General features: G+C 71.6%; 23 protein-coding genes and 2 pseudogenes. 11 read left to right on the top strand and 14 right to left on the bottom strand.

The genetic code is table 11. The annotated features are described in order from the left end of the window. Positions 1–9 precede the first annotated feature (9 nt). Positions 10–2,391, top strand: coding sequence for a phosphoketolase family protein (locus tag AC07DS_RS00380; RefSeq protein ID WP_479141252.1), 2,382 nt, complete (start codon positions 10–12; stop codon positions 2,389–2,391). Positions 2,392–2,491: 100 nt separating this feature from the next. Here AC07DS_RS00380 and AC07DS_RS00375 read toward each other — a convergent pair whose 3' ends face one another. Continuing rightward, on the bottom strand, positions 2,492–2,839 hold the full coding sequence (locus AC07DS_RS00375) for an STAS domain-containing protein (protein ID WP_479141250.1): 348 nt from the start codon (positions 2,837–2,839) through the stop codon (positions 2,492–2,494). A gap of 321 nt (positions 2,840–3,160) precedes the next feature. On the opposite strand from AC07DS_RS00375, the gene AC07DS_RS00370 reads away from it, so the two are divergent. Further along, positions 3,161–3,763, top strand: a complete 603-nt coding sequence (locus tag AC07DS_RS00370) for an Rv1733c family protein (RefSeq protein ID WP_479141248.1) — start codon at positions 3,161–3,163, stop codon at positions 3,761–3,763. Positions 3,764–3,854: 91 nt separating this feature from the next. Here AC07DS_RS00370 and AC07DS_RS00365 read toward each other — a convergent pair whose 3' ends face one another. From AC07DS_RS00365 to AC07DS_RS00350, 4 genes are all read right to left on the bottom strand, one after another. After that, positions 3,855–4,313, bottom strand: coding sequence for a cyclic nucleotide-binding domain-containing protein (locus AC07DS_RS00365; protein ID WP_479141246.1), 459 nt, complete (start codon positions 4,311–4,313; stop codon positions 3,855–3,857). 195 nt (positions 4,314–4,508) lie between these two features. After that, entirely contained in the window at positions 4,509–5,459 is a 951-nt protein-coding gene (locus AC07DS_RS00360; protein ID WP_479141244.1) for a serine hydrolase, read from the bottom strand. After that, positions 5,456–6,457, bottom strand: a complete 1,002-nt coding sequence (locus AC07DS_RS00355) for a LysR family transcriptional regulator (protein WP_479141242.1) — start codon at positions 6,455–6,457, stop codon at positions 5,456–5,458. Before AC07DS_RS00355 ends, AC07DS_RS00360 begins: the two co-directional genes overlap by 4 nt. A 24-nt stretch (positions 6,458–6,481) precedes the next feature. Further along, positions 6,482–6,727 carry a DUF779 domain-containing protein gene (locus tag AC07DS_RS00350; protein WP_479142113.1) on the bottom strand — a complete coding sequence of 82 codons (246 nt, stop codon included), beginning with the start codon at positions 6,725–6,727 and terminating at the stop codon, positions 6,482–6,484. A 299-nt stretch (positions 6,728–7,026) separates the two neighbouring features. On the opposite strand from AC07DS_RS00350, the gene AC07DS_RS00345 reads away from it, so the two are divergent. Beyond that, positions 7,027–7,737: a peptidylprolyl isomerase gene (locus tag AC07DS_RS00345; RefSeq protein WP_479141240.1), complete on the top strand. Its 711-nt coding sequence runs from the start codon at positions 7,027–7,029 to the stop codon at positions 7,735–7,737. Positions 7,738–7,949: 212 nt separating this feature from the next. Next, positions 7,950–8,435: a hypothetical protein gene (locus AC07DS_RS00340; RefSeq protein ID WP_479141238.1), complete on the top strand. Its 486-nt coding sequence runs from the start codon at positions 7,950–7,952 to the stop codon at positions 8,433–8,435. Positions 8,436–8,630: 195 nt separating this feature from the next. Here the strand turns inward: AC07DS_RS00340 and AC07DS_RS00335 are convergent, their stop codons facing one another. Next, positions 8,631–9,536, bottom strand: coding sequence for a LysR family transcriptional regulator (locus AC07DS_RS00335; protein WP_479141236.1), 906 nt, complete (start codon positions 9,534–9,536; stop codon positions 8,631–8,633). Between the two features lie 134 nt (positions 9,537–9,670). Between AC07DS_RS00335 and AC07DS_RS00330 the strand changes: the two genes are divergently transcribed. Both AC07DS_RS00330 and AC07DS_RS00325 read left to right on the top strand, forming a co-directional pair. Continuing rightward, on the top strand, positions 9,671–10,489 hold the full coding sequence (locus tag AC07DS_RS00330) for an inositol monophosphatase family protein (protein WP_479141234.1): 819 nt from the start codon (positions 9,671–9,673) through the stop codon (positions 10,487–10,489). 41 nt (positions 10,490–10,530) lie between these two features. Continuing rightward, a complete protein-coding gene (locus tag AC07DS_RS00325) occupies positions 10,531–11,127 on the top strand; it encodes an NADPH-dependent F420 reductase (RefSeq protein ID WP_479141232.1) in 597 nt (198 codons plus the stop codon). A gap of 210 nt (positions 11,128–11,337) precedes the next feature. Here AC07DS_RS00325 and AC07DS_RS00320 read toward each other — a convergent pair whose 3' ends face one another. Further along, complete coding sequence (locus tag AC07DS_RS00320; RefSeq protein ID WP_479141230.1) at positions 11,338–11,490, bottom strand: TetR/AcrR family transcriptional regulator; 153 nt, start codon at positions 11,488–11,490, stop codon at positions 11,338–11,340. Between the two features lie 188 nt (positions 11,491–11,678). Between AC07DS_RS00320 and bla the strand changes: the two genes are divergently transcribed. Next, the gene (bla, locus tag AC07DS_RS00315) at positions 11,679–12,599 is read left to right on the top strand and encodes a class A beta-lactamase (RefSeq protein ID WP_479141228.1); all 921 of its coding nucleotides are present in this window, start codon (positions 11,679–11,681) and stop codon (positions 12,597–12,599) included. 27 nt (positions 12,600–12,626) lie between these two features. Then, positions 12,627–12,929: pseudogene (locus tag AC07DS_RS00310) on the top strand (right-handed parallel beta-helix repeat-containing protein); the annotation flags it as partial. Here AC07DS_RS00310 and AC07DS_RS00305 read toward each other — a convergent pair. Beyond that, positions 12,926–13,654 (bottom strand): hypothetical protein, encoded by a 729-nt coding sequence (locus tag AC07DS_RS00305; protein WP_479141226.1) that lies wholly within the window; start codon positions 13,652–13,654, stop codon positions 12,926–12,928. The pseudogene AC07DS_RS00310 and the gene AC07DS_RS00305 overlap by 4 nt on opposite strands. A 13-nt stretch (positions 13,655–13,667) precedes the next feature. Further along, positions 13,668–13,762: pseudogene (locus tag AC07DS_RS00300) on the bottom strand. A gap of 192 nt (positions 13,763–13,954) precedes the next feature. Between AC07DS_RS00300 and AC07DS_RS00295 the strand changes: the two are divergent. Next, positions 13,955–14,554 (top strand): hypothetical protein, encoded by a 600-nt coding sequence (locus AC07DS_RS00295; RefSeq protein ID WP_479141225.1) that lies wholly within the window; start codon positions 13,955–13,957, stop codon positions 14,552–14,554. Between the two features lie 140 nt (positions 14,555–14,694). Next, a complete protein-coding gene (locus AC07DS_RS00290; RefSeq protein WP_479141223.1) occupies positions 14,695–14,883 on the top strand; it encodes a hypothetical protein in 189 nt (62 codons plus the stop codon). 22 nt (positions 14,884–14,905) lie between these two features. On the opposite strand, the gene AC07DS_RS00285 is transcribed toward AC07DS_RS00290, so the two are convergent. Beyond that, positions 14,906–16,450, bottom strand: a complete 1,545-nt coding sequence (locus AC07DS_RS00285) for a N,N-dimethylformamidase beta subunit family domain-containing protein (RefSeq protein WP_479141222.1) — start codon at positions 16,448–16,450, stop codon at positions 14,906–14,908. A 183-nt stretch (positions 16,451–16,633) separates the two neighbouring features. Further along, positions 16,634–17,635 carry a phosphotransferase gene (locus AC07DS_RS00280; RefSeq protein ID WP_479141220.1) on the bottom strand — a complete coding sequence of 334 codons (1,002 nt, stop codon included), beginning with the start codon at positions 17,633–17,635 and terminating at the stop codon, positions 16,634–16,636. A 174-nt stretch (positions 17,636–17,809) separates the two neighbouring features. Between AC07DS_RS00280 and AC07DS_RS00275 the strand changes: the two genes are divergently transcribed. Further along, complete coding sequence (locus AC07DS_RS00275; protein WP_479141219.1) at positions 17,810–19,057, top strand: cation:proton antiporter; 1,248 nt, start codon at positions 17,810–17,812, stop codon at positions 19,055–19,057. Between the two features lie 55 nt (positions 19,058–19,112). Here the strand turns inward: AC07DS_RS00275 and AC07DS_RS00270 are convergent, their stop codons facing one another. From AC07DS_RS00270 to AC07DS_RS00260, 3 genes are all read right to left on the bottom strand, one after another. Further along, positions 19,113–20,930 (bottom strand): phospholipase C, encoded by a 1,818-nt coding sequence (locus tag AC07DS_RS00270; protein ID WP_479141217.1) that lies wholly within the window; start codon positions 20,928–20,930, stop codon positions 19,113–19,115. Between the two features lie 176 nt (positions 20,931–21,106). Beyond that, positions 21,107–22,312: an iron uptake transporter deferrochelatase/peroxidase subunit gene (gene efeB, locus AC07DS_RS00265; protein WP_479141215.1), complete on the bottom strand. Its 1,206-nt coding sequence runs from the start codon at positions 22,310–22,312 to the stop codon at positions 21,107–21,109. Continuing rightward, positions 22,309–23,505 (bottom strand): EfeM/EfeO family lipoprotein, encoded by a 1,197-nt coding sequence (locus AC07DS_RS00260; protein WP_479141213.1) that lies wholly within the window; start codon positions 23,503–23,505, stop codon positions 22,309–22,311. The genes efeB and AC07DS_RS00260 overlap by 4 nt, the downstream gene beginning before the upstream one ends. Positions 23,506–23,649 lie beyond the last annotated feature (144 nt).

Genomic DNA, 23,649 nt, shown 5'->3' with positions numbered 1-23,649 from the left:
GGAGTCCTCATGCCCCAGGCTGCCCACCCGGACGCCCCCGCACTGACCGACGAGGAACTGCGCACCCTGGACGCGCACTGGCGCGCCGCCAACTACCTCGCGGCGGGCCAGATCTATCTCATGGCCAACCCGCTGCTCACCGAGCCACTGAAGCCGGCGCACATCAAGCCCCGGCTGCTGGGCCACTGGGGCACGTCCCCCGGCCTGAACCTCGTGTACACCCACCTCAACCGGGTCATCGGGGCGCGCGGCCTCGACGCGTTGTGCGTGTGGGGTCCCGGACACGGAGGCCCGTCGGTCCTCGCCAACTCCTGGCTGGAGGGCAGCTACAGCGAGACGTACCCGGACGTCTCGCGGGACGCGCCGGGCATGGAGCGGCTGTTCCGGCAGTTCTCCTTCCCGGGCGGGGTGCCCAGCCACGTGGCCCCCGAGACCCCCGGGTCGATCCACGAGGGCGGCGAACTCGGGTATTCGCTCGCCCACGCCTACGGCGCGGCATTCGACAACCCGGACCTGCTGGTCGCCTGCGTGATCGGCGACGGCGAGGCGGAGACCGGACCACTGGCCGCCTCCTGGCACTCCAACAAGTTCCTCGACCCGGTGCACGACGGTGCCGTACTGCCGATCCTGCACCTCAACGGCTACAAGATCGCCAACCCGACGGTGCTGTCCCGCCTGCCGGAGCCCGAACTCGACGCCCTGCTACGGGGATACGGCCACGAACCCCTGCATGTGACGGGCGACGATCCCGAGCAGGTGCACCGGGCCATGGCCGCGGCGATGGACGACGCGCTGGACCGTGTCGCCCGGATCCAGCGCACCGCCCGCGAGGAGGGCGGCGCCGAACGGGCCCACTGGCCGGTGATCGTGCTGCGCACTCCCAAGGGCTGGACCGGGCCCGCCGAGGTGGACGGCGTGCCCGTCGAGGGCACCTGGCGCGCCCACCAGGTCCCGCTGGCGGGAGTCCGCGAAAACCCCGACCATCTGCGGCAGTTGGAGGAGTGGCTGCGCTCGTACCGGCCCGAGGAGCTGTTCGGCCCCGACGGCCGGCCCGTCGCGGACGTCCTCGCCTGTGTCCCCGAGGGGACGAAGCGGCTCGGCGCGAGCCCGCACGCCAACGGCGGGCTCCTCGTGCGTGAGCTGCCCGTGCCGGCCCTCGAAGGCATCGCCGTACCCGTCGACAAGCCCGGCACGACCCTGCACGAACCCACCCGGGTCCTGGGCGACCTGCTCGAACAGGTCATGCGGGACACCGGCTCGCGGCGGGACTTCAGGCTCGTCGGACCGGACGAGACCGCCTCCAACCGGCTCCAGGCCGTCTTCGAGGCAAGCGGCAAGGCATGGCAGGCCGGGACACTGCCGGTCGACGAACACCTGGACCGGCACGGCCGGGTGATGGAGATCCTCTCCGAACACCTCTGCCAGGGCTGGCTGGAGGGCTATCTGCTCACCGGCCGGCACGGACTGTTCTCCTGCTACGAGGCGTTCGTGCACATCGTCGACTCCATGGTCAACCAGCACATCAAGTGGCTGAAGACCTCGCGCCTGCTGCCCTGGCGGGCCCCCGTCGCCTCCCTCAACTACCTGCTGACCTCGCACGTGTGGCGGCAGGACCACAACGGCTTCTCGCACCAGGACCCCGGATTCGTCGACCACGTCCTCAACAAGAGCCCGGAGGTGGTGCGTGTCTATCTGCCGCCGGACGCCAACACCCTGCTGTCCGTGACCGATCACGTCCTGCGCAGCCGGGACTACGTCAACGTGATCGTGGCCGGCAAGCAGCCCTGCTTCGACTGGCTGTCCATGGACCAGGCCCGTGTCCACTGCGCCCGCGGGGCCGGGATCTGGGAATGGGCCGGCACCGAGAACGGCGGCGAACCGGACGTCGTCCTGGCCTGCGCGGGTGACGTGCCCACCCAAGAGGTGCTGGCCGCCGCCCAGTTGCTGCGCCGGCACCTGCCCCAGCTGGCGGTGCGGGTGGTCAACGTGGTCGACATGACCCGGCTGATGCCGCGCGAGGACCATCCGCACGGGATGAGCGACTTCGAGTTCGACGGACTGTTCACCGCCGACAAGCCGGTGATCTTCGCCTACCACGGTTACCCGTGGCTGATCCACCGTCTCGCCTACCGCCGCACGGGCCACAGGAACCTGCACGTGCGCGGCTACAAGGAGTCCGGGACCACGACCACCCCGTTCGACATGGTCGTGCGCAACGACCTCGACCGCTACCGGCTCGTCATGGACGTCATCGACCGCGTGCCCGGCCTCGCGATGCGCGCCGCCGGCGTCCGCCAGGCCATGGCCGACGCCCGCACCCGCCACCACGACTGGATCCGCGAGCACGGCACCGACCTGCCGGAGGTCGCCGACTGGAGCTGGCACAGCTGAACCGGCCCCGTCATACCGCGGCACGATCCGGGTGCCGTCCGCGCACCCTCGTCACACGGCACCTCCCGGGCTCGCGGGAGGTGCCGCCGGGCTCCGGAGCCTAGGACCGCGGGGGCCTCGGAAAGACCTCGAAGACGCCGGACAGGCCGGTGGCCCGCAGCAGACCCAGGAAGCCCGGGGTGTCGGCGACCAGCCTCAGCCTGCCCCGTCGGGCCAGCGCCCGGTTCCGGGCCCGGCACAGGACCCCGAGCCCGGCGCAGTCGATGAACGCGACCGGCCGAAGATCGAGAACCAGGTCCGGGCACGGGCGCTCGGTCAGCGCGTCGAGCCGCTCGGACAGGGCAGGCAGGGTCAGCAGGTCGATCTCGCCGTGCAGCGGTACGACGACCGCCGCGCGGGGCGTGGGGTCCGCGGCCACCTGTGCCGGTCCCGACTGGTTCTCGGACATGACACCAGCCAATCGATCTCCCGTGACGCGAGGAAGGGCCGATCGGCCCCTTCCGCAGGCCCTCCGGGGCACCGTGCCGACCGGATCTGCGCCGTCGTAGGACTGTTTCGCTCTGCGGGCGGCACCGATCCGTTTCGAGGTGCACGATGGTGGAGTGACGCTCGTCGGCCGGGTGCACCACACCGGGCCGTGCCGTTCACCGCCAGAGGTGGGCGCCGGCCGGTCGGCCCCGTCACCCGGACCTCGGCCCGGAACCGGACGCCGAGCGGGAGCACACGCCCTGCCCGGTGGCCGCCGGTACGCGAGAGGAGGCGGCGACCGATGACGCGGACACCTCCCACGAATGTGACCCGGGTGCGCTGGTGGCGATGGCGTCGAAACCCGCTGCGGCGGCACAGCGACGTCGTCGAGGCCTGGATCGTGCTGGTCACCTGGATACTCGTGCTCGTGGGCGGCGTCGTCGCGGGGGCGGCCGCCGCCCTGTCGGTGGACTCGGCGTTCTCCGCGCGGCGGGCCCAGGTCCACGCGGTGTCCGCGGTGCTGACCGACGACGCGGCCAGGACCCCGCAGAACGGCAGCGGTTACGACGACGGCCGGGTGTGGGCCAGTGTGCGCTGGACCGGCCCGGACGGCTCGGTCCACACCGACCGGGCCAAGGTCTACCCGGGCGCCCCGGCCGGCAGCCGGCTCACGGTGTGGACGGACGGCGCGAACCGGATGGTGTCGCCGCCCCTGTCCACCGCGGAGGCGGCCCTGCAGTCGACCCTGACCGGCGTGCTCGCCGCCTCCTCGGCCGGTGTCGCCGTCTGGACCGGGGGCTGGCTGGTCCGTACCTGGCGCATGCGCCGGCGCATGTCCGAGTGGGACGAGGAATGGAAGCGGATCGGCCCCGAGTGGCGGAACTACAGCAGCGGCGGAACCTGAGCAGAACGCGAGCCTGCCGCGGTGCGTCGGTCGAGCCGGTCCGTGCCGTCGGTGACGTGGGTCTCCGCAGGGCCGTCACCCGAAGTCGCGGTCATTCCAGTCCGCCGCTGCCGTACGGGGCGTAGAGATCGAGCAGCCGGACCCGGGCGGCGTGCAGCCGCTGAGTCACCACGAGCCCGACCCAGACCGCGATCGCGCGCCCGAACTCGGGATCGACGGCGCACTTCTCCCGCACCGCCCCGGCGTCGAACTCCCAGGCCCGCACCGGAGTCAGCGCCTCGCCGCCCAGTTGCCACAGGTGGGGCGGGAAGTGCCAGGACCAGCCCACCAGTTCGCCGTGCCCGAGCGACTCGATGACGGCGGGACGACGGCCGGGCACATGCAGGTCCAGGGCGACGGTCCCGGTCCGCACGATCCAGAAGCGGTCCGCGTGCCGGCCCTCCTCGAACAGCCGCGTCCCGGCCGCGAAAGAAGCCTCACGGGCGAGCTGCATCAGCTGTACCCGATGCTCGGCCGGCAGGGCCGCGCTCATGGTGGTGACGGAGGTCATCGCTCCGCCTCCCTTCGCTCGAGACCCGTAGCCCTCGCGACCGTGGGGCTGCTGCTTCCAGACTGTGCTCGTCCGGCCCCGCCCACAACAGGCCACGCGGCCCCAGCAGACTCTCTGGGCTCAGCGGCACCGATTGGTCACCAAGTGCACTTGAGCGGCTACCCGGGGTGGCGGAACCCGGACTCCGGGCGGCCATCAGGACCCGTCGCCTCGGCCCCGCAACGCCTCGAACGCCTGCCGGGCGCCGATCCCGATCGCGAGGTCGATGTCCGGGGCCTGGCCGGCCCGCCGGTCCGCGCGGGTGAGCGCGGCCATGGCGACCCGGTCGCCGGACTCGGCCTGCACGACGCCGATCTCGTGCCGCAGATGGAGGAAGGTACCGGTCTTGCCGCTCCACCGCAGGGTGTCCGCGCGCAGTTCGCTCGCCAGCCGCTGGGTGAAGACCTGGAAGCCCATCAGCCGGCGCAGCTCGGCGGTGGCCCGGGGCCGGGAGATCTCGTCCGCCCACACGCGCTGCAACAGGTCCACCAGCGCCGCGGCCGAGCCGAGATTGGCGTGGGCCGGATCCAGGGTCTCGATGGTGTGCCGTCCGGCACGCTCGTCGCGGACGGCCAGTTCCAGCGCGAGCGAGAAGTCGTTGCCGGCGGCTCCGGCCGCGCATTCGAACATGTGGTTCATCCGATGCCGGACCCGGATGCCGCCGCACCCCCATGCCCGCAGGCGGGAGTCGACGTCCGCCACCGGCACCAGGCCGAGCAGTGCGTCGGCGGCGGCGTTGTCGCTCACCGAGAGCATCAGGAGGAGAAGGTCGCCGACGGCCACACTGGCCGGGTGCCGGAACGCCGCGAGGCCGGTGTGGCCGACGCTGTTGGTGGCCGGATCCACCGTGACCGGGTGCGCCGGGTCGAGTTCCCCGGCCGCGATCCGGTCCAGCACCACCAGGGCGAGCGGTACCTTGACGACCGACGCGAGGGGCATCATCTCGTCCACGTCGAAGCCGAGTTGTTCGCCGGAGTCCAGGTTGCGGGCGAGGAACGAGCCACGGACCCCGAGCGCCGCCCAGTCCGCCGCGATCGCCTCGGCGACATCGAGCAGGGCGCCGTCCCCGGCCACGTACGCCGGGCGGTACACCGGTTCCGCGCTCATCCGCGTGCCGCCAGCCGGGCCGAGGCGTCCTCGGCCGCCGACCCGGGCCGTGTCGCCCCCGGTGCTCCGGCCATGGCACCGGCCGCCGCCGCGAGCAGCGCGGCCAGCCAGGCCGGTACGTCCGCCGTCCCTTGCCGGCCCCGGGCTCCCCGCACGTCGTACCCGCGATGCAGCGCGGCATCGGCCAGCGGCGCCCAACTCGCCCCGTGCTGCCGGGCGAAAGGCTCGGCGCACAGCAGCACCGCCCCGCCGGCCAGGGTCTCGGCGAGGGCCGTGGCCGCCGGTCCGGCCGGCCGCAGCAGGCCCTCCGGCAGCCCGGCGCGGGCGGCGGCCCGGAGCAGACGGTCCTGTGCGTACGGCACTTCGTCCTCGGCCAGGGTCAGGACGGGCAGTGCGGCGGCCAGTCCGCCGGTCGTGCCCCGGCTCCGGCGCGGCCGCAGGTCCTCCAGATGGATCGCACGCCGCCGCCTGCCGTTCGCTCCCGTGGTCGTCGGCTCCTGGACGTCGGGCGGTCCGGCCGAAGCCGGCCCCAGCGGTACCCGGATCCCGGCATGTTCGGGGGGAACGCGCACCAGTGCGTAGGTGAGCGAGCCGTCGGCGAGCCCGGAGACCCGTTCCGCCGGCGGCAGTTCGCGGATGCCGAGCGTGATCCCGCGCTCGCTGCCGGCGCGTAGGACGCGCGCCAGCGCCACCGGGGCGCAGCCCGCGGGCACCCCTACGGCACGCACCTGGGCCTGGCGGGCCGACCGCGCGATCTGCCCGAGCCGCTGGGCCCGGTCCAGCACGTCCTGCGCGTACGGAAGCAGCAGCAGACCCAGCTCCGTCGTCGTGACCTGCCGTCGCGAACGGTCGAACAGCAGGCCCCCGAAGTGGGCCTCCAGAGTCTTGATACGGCGGCTGAGGAGCGGCTGGGCGATCCCGAGCCGGTCGGCCGCGCGCGAGAAGCTCAACTCGTCGACGGTCGCGACATACGCCTCGAGGTGCGCGAGGAGATCCATCCCGAAGTCGTATCAATAAGGTGTCTACTGTGTCGACTTGGCAGTGATCATTGCTGATGGCAAACATGCAGGTCGCAGTGCTGGCCGTGTGCCGACCTGTAAACACCTGTCCTCACTCGAGGAACCCCGTATGTCCTCGGGGGTTTCCAGGTACAGCCGCCGCCCCGGAACTCGCTCGCCGCGCGGGCAGCACGTGGGCGCGTCGCCGTCGCAGCAGCCGCCGGAGTGGCGGAACATCACCGGCCCGTGCGCCCAGGCCAGTCCTCGCACCAGGTTTTCGGCGGTCGGCGTCAGCGATTGATGCGGGCCGAGAAAGGCACCGGCCAACACCGCCCTGCAAGCTGCTCGACCGGGTTCGGGATGCGCTCGTCGTGCACCGGGTGGACGCCCTGATCGGCCGGCCCACGCTGTGCTGCATCCGCACCAGCAGCCTGCGGCCGTGGGCCGAAATCTGCTGGTGCGGATGTGGCTTGGCGGGCGGGTTCTCGCCCGCCGGGCCGCGCTCTAGACTGCGACCGCTCCGAAATCTGGCGATCTTCTGGAGGGTGTGCAGGATGAACCGAGCTCTCATGACCGCATTGGCGGCAGCAGCGTTGGTCGCGTCCGGGGGCAGCACCACCGCCTCCGCTTCCGATGCCCCGCCGCGAACCACGCACGGTCCTTGCCAGTACACCCAGACCCCGGACGAGCCGGCGGCGCGGCCGGTTCCCCTGCCGCCCGACCCGCGACGCACCCCCAGTCACGGCACGGTCGATATGGCCGTCCCGACCAGCCAGGGCCCGCTCCCGCTGCGTCTGAACCGGGCGGAGGCGCCGTGCACGGTCCAGAGCTTCCTGCACCTGGCGCGGCACCGGTTCTACGACCGTACCGTGTGCCATCGGCTGACGGCGTATCCGACGCTGAAGGTCCTGCAGTGCGGCGACCCGACCAGCACCGGCGAAGGAGGGCCGGGGTACAAGTACAAGGACGAGCTGCCGGTGGACCTGCCGCCGGCACCGAGCGATCCGACCGGCGTCCGTCGCCTTTACGGGCGCGGCCTGCTGGCGATGGCCAACGCCGGGCCGAACACGAACGGTTCGCAGTTCTTCGTCGTCTACGGCGACTCTGCGCTGCGACCGAACTACACGGTGTTCGGCACGGTCGGTGCCGTCGGCCTGAAGACGCTCGACAAGATCGCTGCCGGCGGTATCGAACCAACTGCGCAGGACCCGGCGCCTGTCGACGGCACGCCCGTGCTGCGGACCGAGCTGCTCAGCGTCCGGCCGGCCTGCCGGCCCTGACGAATTGTGGCGCGGTCAGCGCGGTCCAGCTACGCGACTGGCCGCGCCACGGTGATGCCAGTCACGGCGATGACGGTGCCGTCGGCGTAGGGCAACGGGCTGCGGAGGATGCAGCGATCGCGGAACGACTCCCGGACCTGGGGGGTGCCCCTATGTCTTTGGTCAAGGGAAACGGGGGTGCATTGGGTCGGGGTGCCGGGCAGCATGGCGGGGTGGCTGATCTGCTGTGGGATGACGTGAAGTGCTTCTTCGATTTGGATCTGGTGGGGCCGCTGCCGGACGTGCGTGTCCCTGGTGCCTCGGTGGAGGACTGGCAGGCTGTCCTCGATCTTGTCGTGGAAAGGGGCTGGCAGTGCGAGTACTCCGAAGGCGAGACGGTGCTCTCTGTGCCTCGGGCGGAGGTCGTGCTGTCGCGTCCGGCCGACGCTGAGTGCCCGAATCTGCGGGTCTGGCCAGCTGTCGATGTCCTGGCGATCTTCCGTTTCTATGCCGACGATGAAGTCGATTTCGATGTCGACGTGCGGGAGTTGCAGGGGCAGGAGCGACTTGATGTGTTCTGCGGCTTCCTGCGGGAGATCGGGCGGCGGTTGGGCAAGCCGGTGCTGATGGATCCGCAGGGCGGCTGTGGCCGTCCGGTGCTGGGCTTCGATGTCGAGGCTGATCGAGTCGTCCTCCTCGCAGAGCCGCTGGTCAGGTGACTGCGACTGATGACTGGGGTTCGTAGAAGGTGCCGTCGCGGTGATCTCGTTTTTGAGGCTATGCGGTGAGTTTGGCGGGCAGGGCGGTCTCGTCGCTTTCTGACTCGATCGGGTGGAGGCGGGCCTTGGCGAGCCGGCCGTGCGGCATCGAGGTGGTCGCGTGGACGTATGGGTGACGGGGCCGGACGGCGCCGACTACGACGCTCCGTCCATGGCCAGCGCGGTTCGCGCCAGCCCGCGCAGCCAGGCGTGGGCGTGGTCGGTGTCGTAGCGCTGATGCCATGACAGGTATATCGGTGCCGACGGCAGTTCGAGCGGGAGGGGGAGCACGACCAGGCCGAGGTCGGCGACCGCGGAGCGCGTGGTGGCTTCGGGGACGCAGATCAGGAGATCGGAGCGGCGCGCGAACTCCAGCGCGGCCGCTTCCGTGGGCGCGGTCGCCACCACGCGGCGGGTGAGGCCGAGCCGCGCGAGGGCGTCGTCGAGGGCATTGCTGAGGTTGCCACGTCGCGAGACGGTGACGTGCTCAGCGGCGGCGTACAGCTTTGCGGTGACGGTCCTGACACGGGTGAGAGGATGTCCCTGCCTCATGACGATGACGAGGCGGGTCTCGCCCACGTTCTCGGCACGGATGTCCGGTGTGCTCGGGCGGTTGGCGTTCGCCTCCAGGTCCACCTCGCCGCGCCTCAACTCGGGGGTGCCGATGCTCGATTCCGCGACGAAGCGCAGACGCACGCCCGGCGCCTGTCCGCGCACGGCCGCGAGCAGTGCGGGGCCGCTCAAGGCGACCAGGGAATCGTGCCAGCGGAGTGTGAAAGTGCGCTCCAACGTTGCCAGATCGAGTTCACGGCTCGGTGCCAGCACCCCCTGGACCTGGTGCAGCAGCTCGTGCACCTGTTCCCGGACGGCGATCGCATACGGCGTCGGGGTCATCGTGCGGCCGGTGCGCACCAGGATCTGATCCCCGGTCGTGCGCCGGATTCGGCCCAGACTCCGGCTCATCGCGGGGGCGGTGACATGCAGGCGCGCGGCCGCCCCGGCCACACTGCCCTCCTCCAACAACGCGTCGAGCGCGGCGAGCAAGTTCAAATCCAGTTGCATGAGAGTCATCCTAGCCGTGCTTTACATGCACTTGAGGTTAATCAACCTGTCTCCTAATCTTCGAGAGCGGGCGCAGGAGAGCACGGAATTCCGCCCGCACGACCTAATCCCTTTGCTCAGACGGGAGTACCACCATGTCCGAAACGCTTCAGACCACGGACGTTGCAACCTCCGACGCCGACCTGCTGACGCAGACCGCGATCGCCGTGCGTGCGGCGGGTGCGGCGCTGCGCGAGCGCTTCGGCGAGGTGGTCCGCTACCGGACCCGCGACGAACTGATGCGGGCGCTCGCCGCGAACGACGACACGGCCCTGGACATCCTGCGCCCCGCCCTTACGGAACTGCGCCCGCAGGCCGGATGGGTGGAGGACGAGCTGGACGGCGGGGCGCTGCCGGCCGGCGAATGGTGGGTCGTGGATCCGGCCGAGGGCAACGTCAACCACCTGCATGCCCTGCCGGAGTGGGCGGTGACCGCCACCCTCGTGCGTGAGAACCAGCCGGTGCTCACCGTGGTCCACCTGCCGTTGACCGGGGAAACCTACACCGCGCTCACCGGCGCGGGCGCCTACCTCGACGGCCGGCCGCTGCACGTCTCCCGGACCGCGGACCTCGCCTTGAGCCTCGTGGCCACCAGCCAGGCTCGGCCGGACGAGAACGAGACGGTCGTGCGGCGCGTCGGCTCCTCGATCACCGCGATGCTCTTCGACGCGCTCGTCGTCCGCACTTCCGTGCCCGCGACCCTGCACCTGCTGAACGTGGCCGCCGGCCGGATCGACGCCTTCTGGCAGTTCGCCGGTGCCCGCGCGGACCTGCTCCCCGGCGCGCTGCTCGTCACCGAGGCCGGCGGACAGATCTCTGACGCCGAGGGCCGCCCCTGGACCCCGCAGAGCGAGAGCTTCCTGGCCGCCGCGCCCGGCATCCACACCGAGGCCGTCGCCACGCTCTCACGCTGACCGCGCACCACAACCTGCACACACGGATGGACCAGATCATCATGACCACGATCGCAGTTCTCGGAAACGGCCGCGTCGGCGGCAACCTGGCCACAGCCCTCACCCGGGCAGGGCGTCAGGTGACCATGGCGGACCGCGCGCCGGGCGCCGCCGCCGACGCTGCCCGGACAGCCCAGATCGTCATCAACGCCACCCCCGGAGCCGGCTCACTGGAACGTCTCGCCGCCCTGCGCGAAGAACTGCGCAACAAGATCCTCGTCGACGTCTCCAACGCCACCACCGACGGACCGAACGGACTGCCCGCCGACCTGCTCTACCCCGGCTCCAGCCTCGCCGAACAACTCCAGGAAGCACTCCCCGAAACGCACGTCGTCAAGACACTCAACACCATGCTTTTCCCGGTGATGACCGCGCCGGCCACGCTCACCCAGCCGCCGACCGCGTTCCTCTCCGGCGACGACCCGCAGGCCAAGCAGACCGTCCGCGAACTGCTTACCGACCTCGGCTGGCGCAAGGAGTGGATCACCGACCTCGGCGGAATCCAAACCGCCCGTGCCACGGAGGCCGCGATCCTGTTCGTCCCCCACGTGATCCGGTCCACCGGATTCACGCCCTTCGCGATCTCGATCGCCCGCTGATCCGCACACGATGCACCGCCCCCGACGGGTCCACATCCAGAACGGATACGACAGCGCAGCCAGGGTCAGCGATTCAGCGCCGGACGGCGACCCGTGGCCACGGTTCCCGGGGCCGCGCTTCCCACCTCTCGAAGGACGCGGCAAGGTCGGTGCGGGCCAAGGGGTCGGTCTCGGTGAGTTCGCTGGCGAGCGAGCCGATCTCGCAGCCGCCTACCCACCCCATGGCGTCCTGTCGGTCCGCCGCCCTGTCGCACCAACGACGGCCAGGACCAAGCCCTGTTTGTCGCCGAAGTAGTGGTAGATCTGCGATGCGCTGATCCCGGCAGCCGACTGGACGTCCGGGATGCTCGTACCCGGCACCATGCTGATCTGGTGCTGACTTGAGGCGGCGTGATCCGGTGCTTTCGCAGGCCGGAGAGCCGACTGCATATATCAATAAGTCATGAGGCGTTCAAAGTTCCCTCTTGGACATGAGTGGACCACGGCTGTTTCGCTGGTCCCCGTCGAAGATCCACCAAGCCGACGACGGATGACTCGGGAGAACTCCGCACATGACCAGTGCCAATCCGCTGCCGCGCCGCCGCCTTTTCAAGGCCGGTCTGGCCCTCACCACCACCGCCGTGGTCGCCCCCGTCGCAGGGGCGCCGGCCGCCTCTGCCGCCCCGGATGCCGCAACGGCCCATCCGCACACCGAGTTGAGCGATCTCGAGCGCCGGTACGGGGCGAGGCTCGGCGTGTACGCCCACAATGTGCGCACCGGACGGACCGTGGCGTACCGCGCGGGGGAGCGGTTCGCGATGTGCTCGACGTTCAAGGCGTTCGCGGCGGCTGCCGTCCTGCGCGACCACGGTGGCTGCGCACCGCTGGACAAGGTGATCCACTATCCGCCGAGCGACATCCTGCCGAACTCGCCTAGGGCCGAGGAGCACCTGGCCACCGGCATGCGGGTGGGTGACCTGTGCGCGGCCGCGATCCAGTACAGCGACAACGCGGCCGGCAACCTCCTGTTGCGCCAGATCGGCGGGCCGGCCGGCCTCACCCGCTTCTTCCGGTCGCTCGGCGACCGGGTGAGCCGGCTGGACCGCTGGGAGACCGATCTCAACACCGCCATCCCGGGCGATCTGCGCGACACGACGACTCCGGAGGCCGTCGGGCGGAGCTTCGAGCGGCTGACCCTGGGCCGGGCCCTGGACGGCGCCGGCCGCGAGCAGCTCGTCACCTGGCTGAAGGGCAACACCACCAGCGCCAGACGGTTCGGTGCCGGGCTGCCCCGGGGCTGGGTCCTCGGCGACAAGACCGGGACCGGGGACTACGCCACCGCGAACGACATCGGCGTCGCCTGGACGACCCGGGGGACCCCGGTCGTGCTGGCCGTGCTGTCGACGAAGGCGGAAAAGGCCGCGCCGGTGGACGACGCCCTGGTCGCCGACACGGCTCGCGTCCTGGCGCGCACCCTCGCCCCCGGCGAGTAGGCCGCGAGGGCCTTCCGGTTGCCATCAAACGGGTTCACCCACAACAGCAACCCCGGCACGATGGCGATCTCGAACAACGTCGGCGTCGGCAATGCGGAGCGCAACTTCTCCTTGGACAAGGGGACTTCGGTGTTCCGCAGCAACACCTCGTGCCGGTTCTCCGGCAGCGGCTCCAACGACAGGACCGTCGGCGGCGCAGACGGCTCCAACCAGTTCTGGTCCGGCACGAACGGCTCCCGGTGCGCCTCGTACTCCGGCGCCCTGGGCTGGTCCTTCGCCTCGGACGGCCACCTCGTGGTGACGTGCGGCGGGACTGTCGTCACGCCTTAGCCGACCGGATCGCCCGCGTTCACGGGGTGGGCCTCCAGCTCCGGGTCGGACAGCAACTCTGCGACGAGCTCGGCGGAACCGCCGACGTACGTGCCGGCCAGGTCCACGTCACCGCCCACGCACCAGGCGCGGTCCTCGGGCCACCAGAGGTCGGGCAGCTCGGCGAACTCGTCCAGGGTCAGCGGTGAGAGGGCGTCGGCCAGGGTCCCGGCGAGCAGCACCTCGTCCCGGCCGGGCGTCGTGAACGTGGGGATCCCGTCGAACTCCCACCGGCCGTACCCGGACCACAGACCGAACCAGCAGCGCTCCGGGGTCCGGGTGTGCCGGCCCAGCACAGGGATCAGGGCCCGGGCGACATCGGGCGGGGTCGGTCCCTCGCCCGGGTGCTCGTCCCACACGCCGGGCAGGCCGTGGTCGGAGCGGTTGTGGTGGTCGTGGTCCAGCCCGATGACCTTGTGCCAGCGCGTGGTCGGGGTCACCCGGGTGCCGTGCGCGGCGGCCACGGTCGACCAGCGCACCCGCCGCTCGTCCAGCGAGGCCGGATGCAGGATCCTCGCGTAGGCCGCGAAGCCGGGCGCGGCGACTCCCGCGACGGTCCCCAAGGCGGCGTACCCCGGGGCGGGTTCGGTGAGCCACGCGGCCGGGGAGAGGTCGGCGGTACGGACGTGGAGGCGTCCGTACCACTCCGGAGCGGGGTCCCTCTGGAGCGGGCGATAGTCGTTCACCCGCACATTCTTGCGGAGAGGGCAGGATTCGAACCTGCGTGGGCCCCGTGGGGCCCGACCTTGAGGCGTGCTCGTAGGTCCCCGATCAGCCACTCCGGGCACCTCTCCCTGTTCCCGGCTTCCGGTTTCCCGTGCCGTTCACATGTATGAGAGTGGCAGGAGCCGCTGACGGGGGGCTGACGCTCCGCTGACGGGGTGCTCCAGCACCCGCCCCGCCGCACCGCCTCGGGGTGTCTGCGGGCCTGTTTTCTGAGTACGGGAACTCATGACGCCGATCCCGGCATCGGTCAGGATCGGCGCATGACGAAGATCGGAACGACGGCGGCCCGGGCCGGCATGGTCCCGCTGGCCTTACTGGCCGTGCTGGCGGCCGGATGCGGTACGCAGCGGGCCGGGGACGACGCCGGCGCGGGCGGGCCCTCACGCAGTGCGGTGGCGTCGCCGAGCACACCCAAGGACTTTCCCTGCCCCGGCGAGAGCCCCACCGCCTCGCCGCAGCCGTCCACGGCCACCCCGAGCCCCACCGCACCGCCGACCGACCACTATGCCGAGAACCACGGCTTCATGATCCCGTTCGAGCTGCACGGCAAGCGCCGCTGCCAGGGCCTCGCGGCCGTCGCGCGCGTCCGGGAGGCACTCGAACCACAGCGCAGGCGCGGCCAGTTCAGTCCCGAGAGCGTCCGCAAGGCCCTCGTCGGACTCGGGTACTCCGGCGGGCAGGTGCAGGCGTACCCGGGCGACGGTGGCGTCGGCTTCCTGATCCAGGTCGACGACTACCCGGTGTGCGTGGAAGGCAGCCTGGCCGGGAACCCGAACCTGGACGGCGCCACGACCAAGGCGGACGCCTTCGGCGGCTACCCCGACCACGACGGGTGCGACCAGCCCTCGGGCGGCCACTGACCGCACGGTCCCGGCCCAGGTCAGAGGCGTTGTTACCGACCAGTTTCCCAGTACCGCAAGTAACATGATGACCTTTGCTCTGGGTGTACCAGTCAGTCAACTCGGCGCGGTCCCAGGACGCGCCCTGCCCGGAGATCTCCATGTCCTCTTTCGATGACGCGCACAACGATCCGTTGGAAAGCGCTCGCTTCGCCTACGAGCAGCACGTACAGACGTGCCGCCAGTGCTACGTGGACGCCGCGCCCTGTGCCGTGTCCAAGCATCTGCTGCGGCTCTACAACCTCGCCCGCCGGGACCGGCTCCGCGCCACGGGGCACCCGGCACAGTGACGCCGGGGCCCGGTGGCCGCCGTCAGACCGTGCCGCCGTACACCTCGTCCACGTTCGGACGCGGTGGCCGGCCGGTGCGGGTCGCCGGGCCCTGCGCGAAGGTGCGCAGCACGTTCTCCGTGGTGCGCGTGACGAACCCGCGCGTGCGGCTGTCCATGCCGTGGTCGCGGCCGAGTTCGCCGGTGCCGGCGAGCAGGCCCTCCACCCAGCGCATGGTCCCGGTCGCGAACACCCCGGCACCGCTCGGGGCCGCGTAGTAAGCCGAGTCGCTGTGGCTGGGGCGGCCGGCGCAGACGACCGGGGAGTGCGCGGTGATCTCCAGGGGGCCGGGGGCGGCGGAGACGGGCATGACACGGTCGTACTCGACGCCCACCAGATGGGCGAAGGTGTCTCCGGGACGCACGCCGGTGCCGTCGTACAGCCAGTGATCGGCGGCGTGCACGACATACGGGGCGTCGACCGGATAGCCCTCGTACAGGACGCCGGTCAGCGAGGACTCCGGGTCGGCTGCGGGCGGGCTGCGGTAGTCGGTGGTCACCAGCGCCGGGTCGGACGCATAGCGGGGGTCGGCGCGGTAGGACGTCTTGTAGCAGACCACCGTACGGTCGCCCGCCCGCTGCCCCTCCTCCAGACGGACCCGGCGGAAACAGGTGTTCGCGCCCAGGAAGGCCACGTTCGTCCCGGCGTCCCGGGCGCGGGTGACGGACGCCCGCTGTTCGGGCGTCCAGTACTCGTCGTGCCCCAGGCAGACGACGGAATGCGCTCCGTGGAGCACCGACGGGTCCCGGTGGACGTCGACACCGGTGGTGTAGGCCAGCGGGATGCGCAGGCGTTCGGCCAGCACCACCAGTGCCCACTCGTAGACCAGGAACTTCTCGGCGCCGTTGCCCTCGTAGGGACGGTCGAAGCTGACCGCGAGCGACCGGGTGGCGTACGCGCCGGAGGAGCCCGCGTAGAGGCTGTATCCGCCCCAGCGGTTGTAGGCCTGCCAGGTGGCCGGGGCATGCAGCAGGACCGTGCGGCCGACGGCCTCGGCGGAGCGGACGATCAGCGGGATGTGACGCTGATGACCGGTGTCGGCCTCCAGTCGCAGCAGATAGGCGCCCTCCGGCCACCCGGTGGTGTCCATGCTCAGTGCGGTGGGCCAGTCGGCGCGCACGGTACGGGTGGCGGGCAGCAGGTGCGGGGGCGGCTGGGCACGGCCGGGTATCCGCGGTGAGGCCCAGATGAGACGGGCCTGCCGGCCGCCGTACCAGCCGACGCGGAACGCCGAGACCCGGAACGAGGCGGCGCTGGTCGACACGTGCAGACCGCATTCCTGTCCGGGAGCGACGCTCACCTGGTCCGTGTAGCCGGCCACCGCGTCCGGCGGGCCCGCCGAGCGGATCCGCCAGTCGGCGGTGCCCGGCGCGTCCTGTTCGGCCTCCGGCCGCAGCGGACTGTACCGGTGGGGTCGCACGGGCGGGGTCGCGGGCGCGCAGGCGCCCGCCGTGGCAAGGCCCGCGCCGGCGCACAGGGCCAGGAAGCGCCGGCGGTCCACGGTGGGTGTGCCGTGTGCTGGAATCACCACGCCTCCCGGATCCGGCCCGGTTCGTCCCCCGCCCAGGCTCCCGATCCGGCTCCGCCTCCCGCAACCGCACGACGAATCCGGGGCGGCGGCACCGGCGGTGGACGGTCCGGGTGGGACACCGGGACCACGGCACCCGCGACGTGAACCGGGCGTTGTGCCGTACGAGTGGTGTGCGGCCGTCTACAGCGGGGGATCCTCGGTGAGCTCCAGCAGCGTGCGGGCGCTCTGCCCGGCCAGGTGAGCGGTTCCGGGCGCGGCCGGAAACAGACGGCCCCAGGCGCGGGCACGCCCCAGAGCGCTCAGCCGCCACGCGAGGTGCACCGCGCGCCGGAGTTCCGCTGCCGTGTTTCCGGCTCCCGTCCACGGCTCGAGGTAGGCGTCGCGCAGGCGCGGCAGCACCTCGGGCCCGTACCGGCCGCAGGCCCGCCGGGCGGTGACCTGAAGGCTGCAGAACGGGTGGGACACGGCCGCGTCGCCCCAGTCGAAGAAGGTGTACCGGCCCGGTTCCGGGTTGAACAGCTGGCCGTCGTGCAGATCCGAGTGGTCCAGGGAGTCGGCGATGCCCGAGGCCGCGAGTTCGGCGCACCAGTCCACGAGCCGGGGCCGCAGCGTGTCGAGCCGTGCTCGTTCGTCCGGCCGCAGTGCCGTGTTCTCGGCGAGCAACCTGTCGAAGATCTCGGGCAGTTCCGACGTGCGGGCGCTCGGGACGCCCAGCCGTTCGATCTCGCGCGCGTGCGGGACCAGGGCATGCTGCATGCTCGCGTACTGGCGGAGAAGGTCCTCCCAGGCGCGCGGCTCCACGCTCTCCCGCTCGAGGACGTCCCGGAAGAGGGCGCCCCCGTCCGGCAACAGGGACCAGCCGCGGTCGGCGTCGACCGCGAGCGGCTCCAGGACGTGCTCCGGCACCCAGCGGGCCAGCGCGGCGGTCAGCGCGCCCTCGAAGCCGCTGGCCTGCGGATTCGCCTTGAACCACACGGCCGCACGCCCGGCCACCGGCACCCGCACCAGGACGGACCACGGCCGCAGCCGCACCTGCAGCCGGCCGGTCACCCGCAGCCCGTGTGCCACGAGCCCGGCCTCCACCCAGCCGAGGGCCGCGGTCCGCCAGGACTCCTGCTCCCAGGGAGTCACCGCGTCCGCGTACCGGCCCCGGTCCACGGTCGGCGACGCAAGATCGTACATCGGGCCATCTCAGCATCCCGTCCCGCGGTCGACCAGCGCTTTTCGCCCTGCGTACAGTGCGCCGGGCCGTGACTTCCAATAGCCCGACCGCACAACACGCCTGATTTACAGGCCATTTGTATGCTCGCGAACACATGTCTGGGGACTCCGGACTCCGGATGAGAGGCACGCCTGATGAGCCGTCTCGTAGCCACCGTTCTCGGGGACGTGGCCCTCGTCATCCTCGTGTCCTGGGCGTTCGGGGGCCTGACCCGGCGTCTCGGGCAGCCGGCGGTGATCGGCCAGATCCTCGCCGGGATCGCCCTCGGTCCGACCCTGATGGGCCGGTTGCCCGGGGACCCGTCCGCGCGGCTGTTCCCCGCCGACGCGCGGCCGTTCCTGTCGGTACTGGCCCAGATCGCCGTTGTCCTGTTCCTGTTCGTCGTCGGCTACGAGATCGACTTCCGCACCTTCCGGGCGGGACGCACCGCGGTGAGCGTCGCGGTGGCGGCACTGCTGACCCCGATGGCGCTCGCCCTGGGGGCCGTGGAACTGTGCGGCGGACTGTTCGCCGCCGTGGATCCCCGGCACGCGGACAACCACGCGTTCGCGCTGTTCATGGCGGTGGGGCTCTCGATCACCGCGCTGCCGGTGCTGGCGGCCGTCGTGCGGGAGCGCGGGGCCGCCGGCACTCCCGCCGGAACCGTGGCGATCGCGGCGGCCGGCTTCATGGACGTGGCGGCCTGGCTCGTGCTTGCGGCGGTGCTCAGCGACTCGGGGCAGGCCACCCGCTGGTCCTGGCCGGTCTCCCTGGCACTGCTTGCCGCCTTCGTCGCGTTCGTCCTCGGTGTGGTCCGGCCCGCGCTGCGCTGGTGGCTGAACCGGCCGGCCACGCTGCTGAGCAGTCCCGTTCCGGTGGCCCTGGTCTTCGCCCTGGGCAGCGCGTGGGCCACCGAGTCACTCGGCCTGCACGCCGTCTTCGGCGGGTTCCTCGCCGGGCTGGCCATGCCGCGCCGCGACGGTGCCCCGGGCGCCGACGTGCTGCGGCCGATGGAGCAGACCTCCGGAATGCTGCTGCCGCTGTTCTTCGTGTCCACCGGGCTGTCGGTCGACATCGGCACGCTGGGCGCGGACGGCTTCGGCCTGCTGGGGGTGCTCCTGGTGGTGGCGATCGCCGGCAAGGTCGTACCGGCCTACGGTGCGGCCCGGGTGCACGGCATGGACACCCGGCAGTCGGCCCTGGTCGCCGTCATGGTGAACACCCGAGGGCTCACCGAGCTGATCGTGCTGGACGTGGGCAGGACAGCGGGGCTCATCGGCCAGGACCTGTACGCGGTCCTCGTCCTCATGGCGCTGGTGACCACCCTCATGACCGGTCCGCTGCTGCAGCTGATCGGGAGAGCGGACAGAGTGCGCGCCCCCCGGCCGTCGGTCAGGGCCTGAACCGGGTGCGCCCCCGGCCGACGGCCGGGGGCGCACCCGTGGGGAGTGGTGGTGGTCAGGCCTGCTGCCTGCGGCGCAACGTGAGGTACGTGCCGGTGACGCCGGCGGCCAGCAGGGCGCCCACACCGAGGCCGACCGGGAGGGCCGGGATCCCCGAAGTGCTGGTGGTGGCGGCGGTGTTCTGCATCGCCGGGCCGGGCGTGATGCTCGTGGTCACCGGGGCGACGTGCTTGACGGGTCCGACGGACTTCACCGAGCCGTCCGAGTTCAGCAGCACCTGCTTGTTGTTCGGGTGCCGGAAGTCGAACATGCCCGCCAGGGAACCGGCCGTCGCGTCGAAGGAGTGGTCACCGACGCGGCCCGTGTGCCAGTTGTCCTCGATGAACCGGGTGACGGACGCCTGGTCCGTCAGCGTGTGGTCGACCTTGTCGACCTTGCTGTACGGCGAGATCACGAGCAGCGGCTGGCGGGTGCCCGGACCACAGCGGTCGGCATAACCGCCGGACGCCTTGGGGCCGTTCTGGCAGGCCGGGCCGTCGGTGGCCTTGCCGTTGGAGCCGAGCGAGGTGTCCTTCGAGCCGTTGCGCGGGGCGGCGTACGCGTGGTCGTACCAGCCGTCGGAGTCGTCGTAGGCGACGACGACCGCGGTCGACTTCCACTGCGGCGAGCTCTGGATCGCGTTGATCTGCTTGACGAGGAAGTGCTGCTCGTCGAGCGGGTCGGAGTAGCCGGCGTGGCCGTCCTGGTACTCACCGGCCTTCACGAAGCTGACGGCCGGGAGCTTGCCGGCCTTGACCGCGGCGGTGAAGTCGGTCAGGTCGTAGTTGTGGTTGGCCTGCCCGTTGTGGCCGATCTCCGAGACGCTCTTCGGCGGCAGGTGGTGCGGGTTTGCCGTCGACTTGTAGTACGCGAACGGGTTGTGGTGCGGGCTGTAGTCGGCGACGGCCGCACCGCCCGTGTTGGTGTGCGTGGTGTCGCACTTGGCGTACGACCCGGACGTCCCGTTCCACGCGGTCGAGGGCCGGAAGCCGCCCTGGAACCAGCCCCAGGACACCTTCTTCGCGTTGAGCCGGTCACCGATGTTGGCGCCCAGCATGGCCGCCAGCGCGTTGGTGCTGGTGTGGTCCTTGCCGGAGCAGTCGTCGAAGGCCGGGTCGGGGTCGTTGATCACCGTGCCCACGCCCTTCGCGTCGGGCGACTTGACGGTGTACGGGTCGGGCGTCGCCGTCCGCTTGCCGGTGGCCGGGTCGACGGAGACCACACCGTGCGTCTGACCGGAGACCAGGTTGAGCGCACCGGGCGTGGAGGGACCGTAGACCGAGCTGAAGGAGCGGTCGGACAGGGAGTAGTGCTGGGCGTAGTTCCACAGCGCGGTGACGGTGTTGCCGTCGTAGTAGTCCATGACGAGGCCGGGCTCGCCGAACAGGCCCCCGCTGCACTTGTCGACCTCGGTGTTCTGCACGTACTGGTCGGCCTTGCCGCCGTTCGCCGCGTACTGCTCGGCCCCGTAGGAGTGGTTCTGGTCGCAGGTCATCGCCTGGGCGGGGGAGAGCCGCTTAGGCGTGTACTGGTTGGGGTTCGTCTTCAGCAGTCCGGCGTGGGCCAGGGTGTCGATGTTCCTGGGCGTGTTCCTCGACGCCTTGAACTTCGTGCCGTCCGTGTTGGCGGCCTTCGGGTACGTGGCGAAGTAGTGGTCGAAGGAGATGTTCTCGTCGAAGATCACGACGACGTGCTTGATGGGCGTCGCGGTAGAGGAGTGCCCGGCGGGCGCCGCCGCCCAGCCGGGCGCGTTGCTGCCGAGCACCGTGAGCGCCGCCGCTCCGGCGAGCGCCGTGATGCTCCGCGTCGCCGCTCGTCTTCCTCTGCTGGCCATGGTGGTTCACCCTCCGGGCGAGAACGTCTGTGCGTCGTACGAGCACGGATGCTGCGCGAGCGGCGGGGCGCCTCGGCGGAGGGGCGGTGGCGCGGGAGTGAACACCGGGTCAGGGATGCTGGGGCAAACCTTGACGGTGAATTGACCAGCCTGTCCGCCGAGTTGTCCGGACAGGCTCAGCCCAGCAGGGCGCGCCCGTACCAGTCCGACGCGTCCCGCACGCCGGGCAGCGCGAAGAAGTAGCCGCCGCCGAACGGGGAGATGTAGTCGGTGAGCGGCTCGCCCGCCAGCCGGTGCTGCACGGTCTCGAACTGCCGTACCGGATCCTGCTGGTAGCAGGTGAACAGCAGGCCCATGTCGAGGTTGCCGTTGCCGTCCATGCCCCGGTCGTAGTTGTAGGCGCGGCGCAGGATGCGCTGGTGGGCGGTGGCGGCGGTGCGGGGGTTGGCGAGGCGTATGTGGGCGTCCAGCGGGATGACGTCGCCCTTGGGATCGTCGGCGTACTTCGGTGTGTCGTGCTCGTGGTCGCCGTCCAGCGGCGCGCCGGACGAGCGGGCCCGGCCGAACATCCGCTCCTGCTCGCTCAGCGAGACCCGGTCCCAGAACTCCACCAGCATCCGGATCAGCCGGACGACCTGATAGCTGCCGCCCACCGCCCAGTCCGGCTCGCCCATGCCCTCGCCCACCCACACCAGGCGGTCCATCTCACCGGTGCTGTGCGCGTCCGGGTTGGCGGTGCCGTCCTTGAACCCCAGCAGATTGCGCGGGGTGCCGGAGGGCCGGGGCGGACTGGAGAAGCCGTCCAGGCGCCAGCGGACCTGCATGCCGCCCCGGGTGTGCCGGGCGATGTCGCGCAGGGCGTGCACAGCGGTGTCGGGGTCGTCGGCGTGCAGCTGGAGGCTGAGGTCGCCGTGACACCACTCGGACCGCAGGTCGTCGTCCGGGAAGGCGGGCATGGCGGTCAGCCGCCGGGGCCGCAGCGCGGCCAGCCCGAACCGGTCGTCGAAGAGCGAGGCGCCCACGCCGATGGTCAGGCCCAGCGCGCCGGAGGGCAGCCGGTCGCCCAGGATGCCCGAGTCCGCGGGCGGCCCGGTGATGCCCACCGGGGACGGGGTCCCGCCCGAGGTCAGGAACCGGGCCCGGTCGGTGAGGGTGCGCAGCAGGTCGGTCAGGTCCGCGCGGTGTTCCGCGGTCACGTCGAGCGACACGAACACGCTGGTCCGGCGCGAGGGCGCGAGCACGGATGCCTGGTGGGCGCCGTGGAAGGGGACGACGGCCGCCGTGGGCGCGGCGGCACCGGTGGCGAGCCCGGCTCCCGCGAGGGCCGCACCGCGCAGGAAGCCGCGCCTGCCCACTCCGCCGTGCCGGTCTCTTCCGCTCACGCCGTCCTCCGGGGATCGCACAGGGTCGCCACCGACGCGAGCCGCTCGACCAGGTCACCGAAGACCGAGTCGACGCGCTCCCGCCCGGCGCGGGGCAGGGCCGCCGGCGCGGGCCGGCGGCCGCCGTGCCGGAATCCGTCGAGCAGGTGCTGCGCCAGGTCCAGGTCCCGGTCGAGGCCGGGCAGGTCGGCGTACCGGGTGGTGAGCAGGGGACGCAGCCGGGACAGCACCTCGCGGGTGCCGTCGAGGTTGGCACGGGCGGTGTCGAGGTTGCTGCCGCTGCCGTAGTCGGTCCGGCCGGTCAGCTCGAACTGCACGGTGTTCTCCAGGATCTCGTGCGCGCGCAGACCGAGCTGGGACGGATCCATGCGGGTCTGCGACCAGCTGTCGCGCAGCCGGTTCACCGCCTTGACCAGCGCCGCGGCCGGGGCGCGCAGGCGGCCCGCGGACTGTCCGTGCCACAGCCCGTACTCGACGCGGTGGAACCCGGTGAAGCCCCGGTCGGCCACCCCGGCGGGCAGCCCCGCGTCCGTGCCGTCGATCTGCCCGTCCGCGTCCCCGAAGGCGTCGTACGCCGCCCCCAGCCGCTCGTACTGCAGATGGGCCGGCAGCCAGGCCGACCGGGCGCCGGCGAGATCGCCGCGGTCGATGTCCCGGCCCAGCTTCGCCGTCAGCCGCACCAGCTCGTCCAGACCGCCGCCGACCCACTTCTGGTAGGCGAGTGCGGGCGGGATCAGATCGTGCTCGGTGACCGGGGCCGCCCCTGGGCCGCGCCGCCCCGACGTGACGCGGATGATGGGCCCGGTGACGGCGTCGGCGTCGTCGGGCACGCACTTGAAGGCGTACGTGCCCTTGCCCAGCCGGACGGTCAACTGCCGTGTCGTCCCCGGGCCGATGCCCTCCACCGCGCCGTACACCACCTGACTGCCGGGGTCCTCGAGATAGACCTCGGCGGCACCGTCGGAGGCGTTGTGCAGGTCGAAGGTCTGCACCCCGGACGCGGGCCGGGTCCAGCCGCGACCGCAGCGGCTCGGCGAGACCTCGATCGTGACGGACCGCGCGGCCCGTGCGGGGCGCCCGCCCACGAGGGAGAGCGCCAGCAGGGTTCCTCCCACGGCCAGGGCGAAGGCGAGGACCAGTACGCCAGCCGTTCGGAGAGCGACCGGCCGCGAGCCGAGGCGGGGCAACGGCATGGCGAGCCTTTCCGGAACGACGTACGCAGACGTCCACGCGGCCGAGCGCAATGGCTGTGCGAACACCGGCGGGACGGCCTCATGTTAGGCAGCCCTTCGCACCCGAACAGCCGTCCCGACGATTCATTGACCAGGAATTCCCTC

Source organism: Streptomyces sp. NPDC044064 (genome assembly GCF_056434245.1).
This window is presented reverse-complemented; position numbering and strand designations above follow the sequence as displayed.

What these genes read in the sequence shown, in the direction of transcription:
- AC07DS_RS00380 (WP_479141252.1), top strand. Translation starts at nt 10, where the DNA reads ATGCCCCAGGCTGCCCACCCGGACGCCCCCGCACTGACCGACGAGGAA.
- AC07DS_RS00275 (WP_479141219.1), top strand. Translation starts at nt 17,810, where the DNA reads ATGAGCCGTCTCGTAGCCACCGTTCTCGGGGACGTGGCCCTCGTCATC.
- bla (WP_479141228.1), top strand. Translation starts at nt 11,679, where the DNA reads ATGACCAGTGCCAATCCGCTGCCGCGCCGCCGCCTTTTCAAGGCCGGT.
- AC07DS_RS00260 (WP_479141213.1), bottom strand. Translation starts at nt 23,505, where the DNA reads ATGCCGTTGCCCCGCCTCGGCTCGCGGCCGGTCGCTCTCCGAACGGCT.
- AC07DS_RS00375 (WP_479141250.1), bottom strand. Translation starts at nt 2,839, where the DNA reads ATGTCCGAGAACCAGTCGGGACCGGCACAGGTGGCCGCGGACCCCACG.
- AC07DS_RS00320 (WP_479141230.1), bottom strand. Translation starts at nt 11,490, where the DNA reads ATGGTGCCGGGTACGAGCATCCCGGACGTCCAGTCGGCTGCCGGGATC.
- AC07DS_RS00330 (WP_479141234.1), top strand. Translation starts at nt 9,671, where the DNA reads ATGTCCGAAACGCTTCAGACCACGGACGTTGCAACCTCCGACGCCGAC.
- AC07DS_RS00360 (WP_479141244.1), bottom strand. Translation starts at nt 5,459, where the DNA reads ATGAGCGCGGAACCGGTGTACCGCCCGGCGTACGTGGCCGGGGACGGC.
- AC07DS_RS00335 (WP_479141236.1), bottom strand. Translation starts at nt 9,536, where the DNA reads ATGCAACTGGATTTGAACTTGCTCGCCGCGCTCGACGCGTTGTTGGAG.
- AC07DS_RS00365 (WP_479141246.1), bottom strand. Translation starts at nt 4,313, where the DNA reads ATGACCTCCGTCACCACCATGAGCGCGGCCCTGCCGGCCGAGCATCGG.
- AC07DS_RS00290 (WP_479141223.1), top strand. Translation starts at nt 14,695, where the DNA reads ATGTCCTCTTTCGATGACGCGCACAACGATCCGTTGGAAAGCGCTCGC.
- AC07DS_RS00325 (WP_479141232.1), top strand. Translation starts at nt 10,531, where the DNA reads ATGACCACGATCGCAGTTCTCGGAAACGGCCGCGTCGGCGGCAACCTG.
- AC07DS_RS00280 (WP_479141220.1), bottom strand. Translation starts at nt 17,635, where the DNA reads ATGTACGATCTTGCGTCGCCGACCGTGGACCGGGGCCGGTACGCGGAC.
- AC07DS_RS00370 (WP_479141248.1), top strand. Translation starts at nt 3,161, where the DNA reads ATGACGCGGACACCTCCCACGAATGTGACCCGGGTGCGCTGGTGGCGA.
- AC07DS_RS00295 (WP_479141225.1), top strand. Translation starts at nt 13,955, where the DNA reads ATGACGAAGATCGGAACGACGGCGGCCCGGGCCGGCATGGTCCCGCTG.
- AC07DS_RS00345 (WP_479141240.1), top strand. Translation starts at nt 7,027, where the DNA reads ATGACCGCATTGGCGGCAGCAGCGTTGGTCGCGTCCGGGGGCAGCACC.
- AC07DS_RS00270 (WP_479141217.1), bottom strand. Translation starts at nt 20,930, where the DNA reads ATGGCCAGCAGAGGAAGACGAGCGGCGACGCGGAGCATCACGGCGCTC.
- AC07DS_RS00355 (WP_479141242.1), bottom strand. Translation starts at nt 6,457, where the DNA reads ATGGATCTCCTCGCGCACCTCGAGGCGTATGTCGCGACCGTCGACGAG.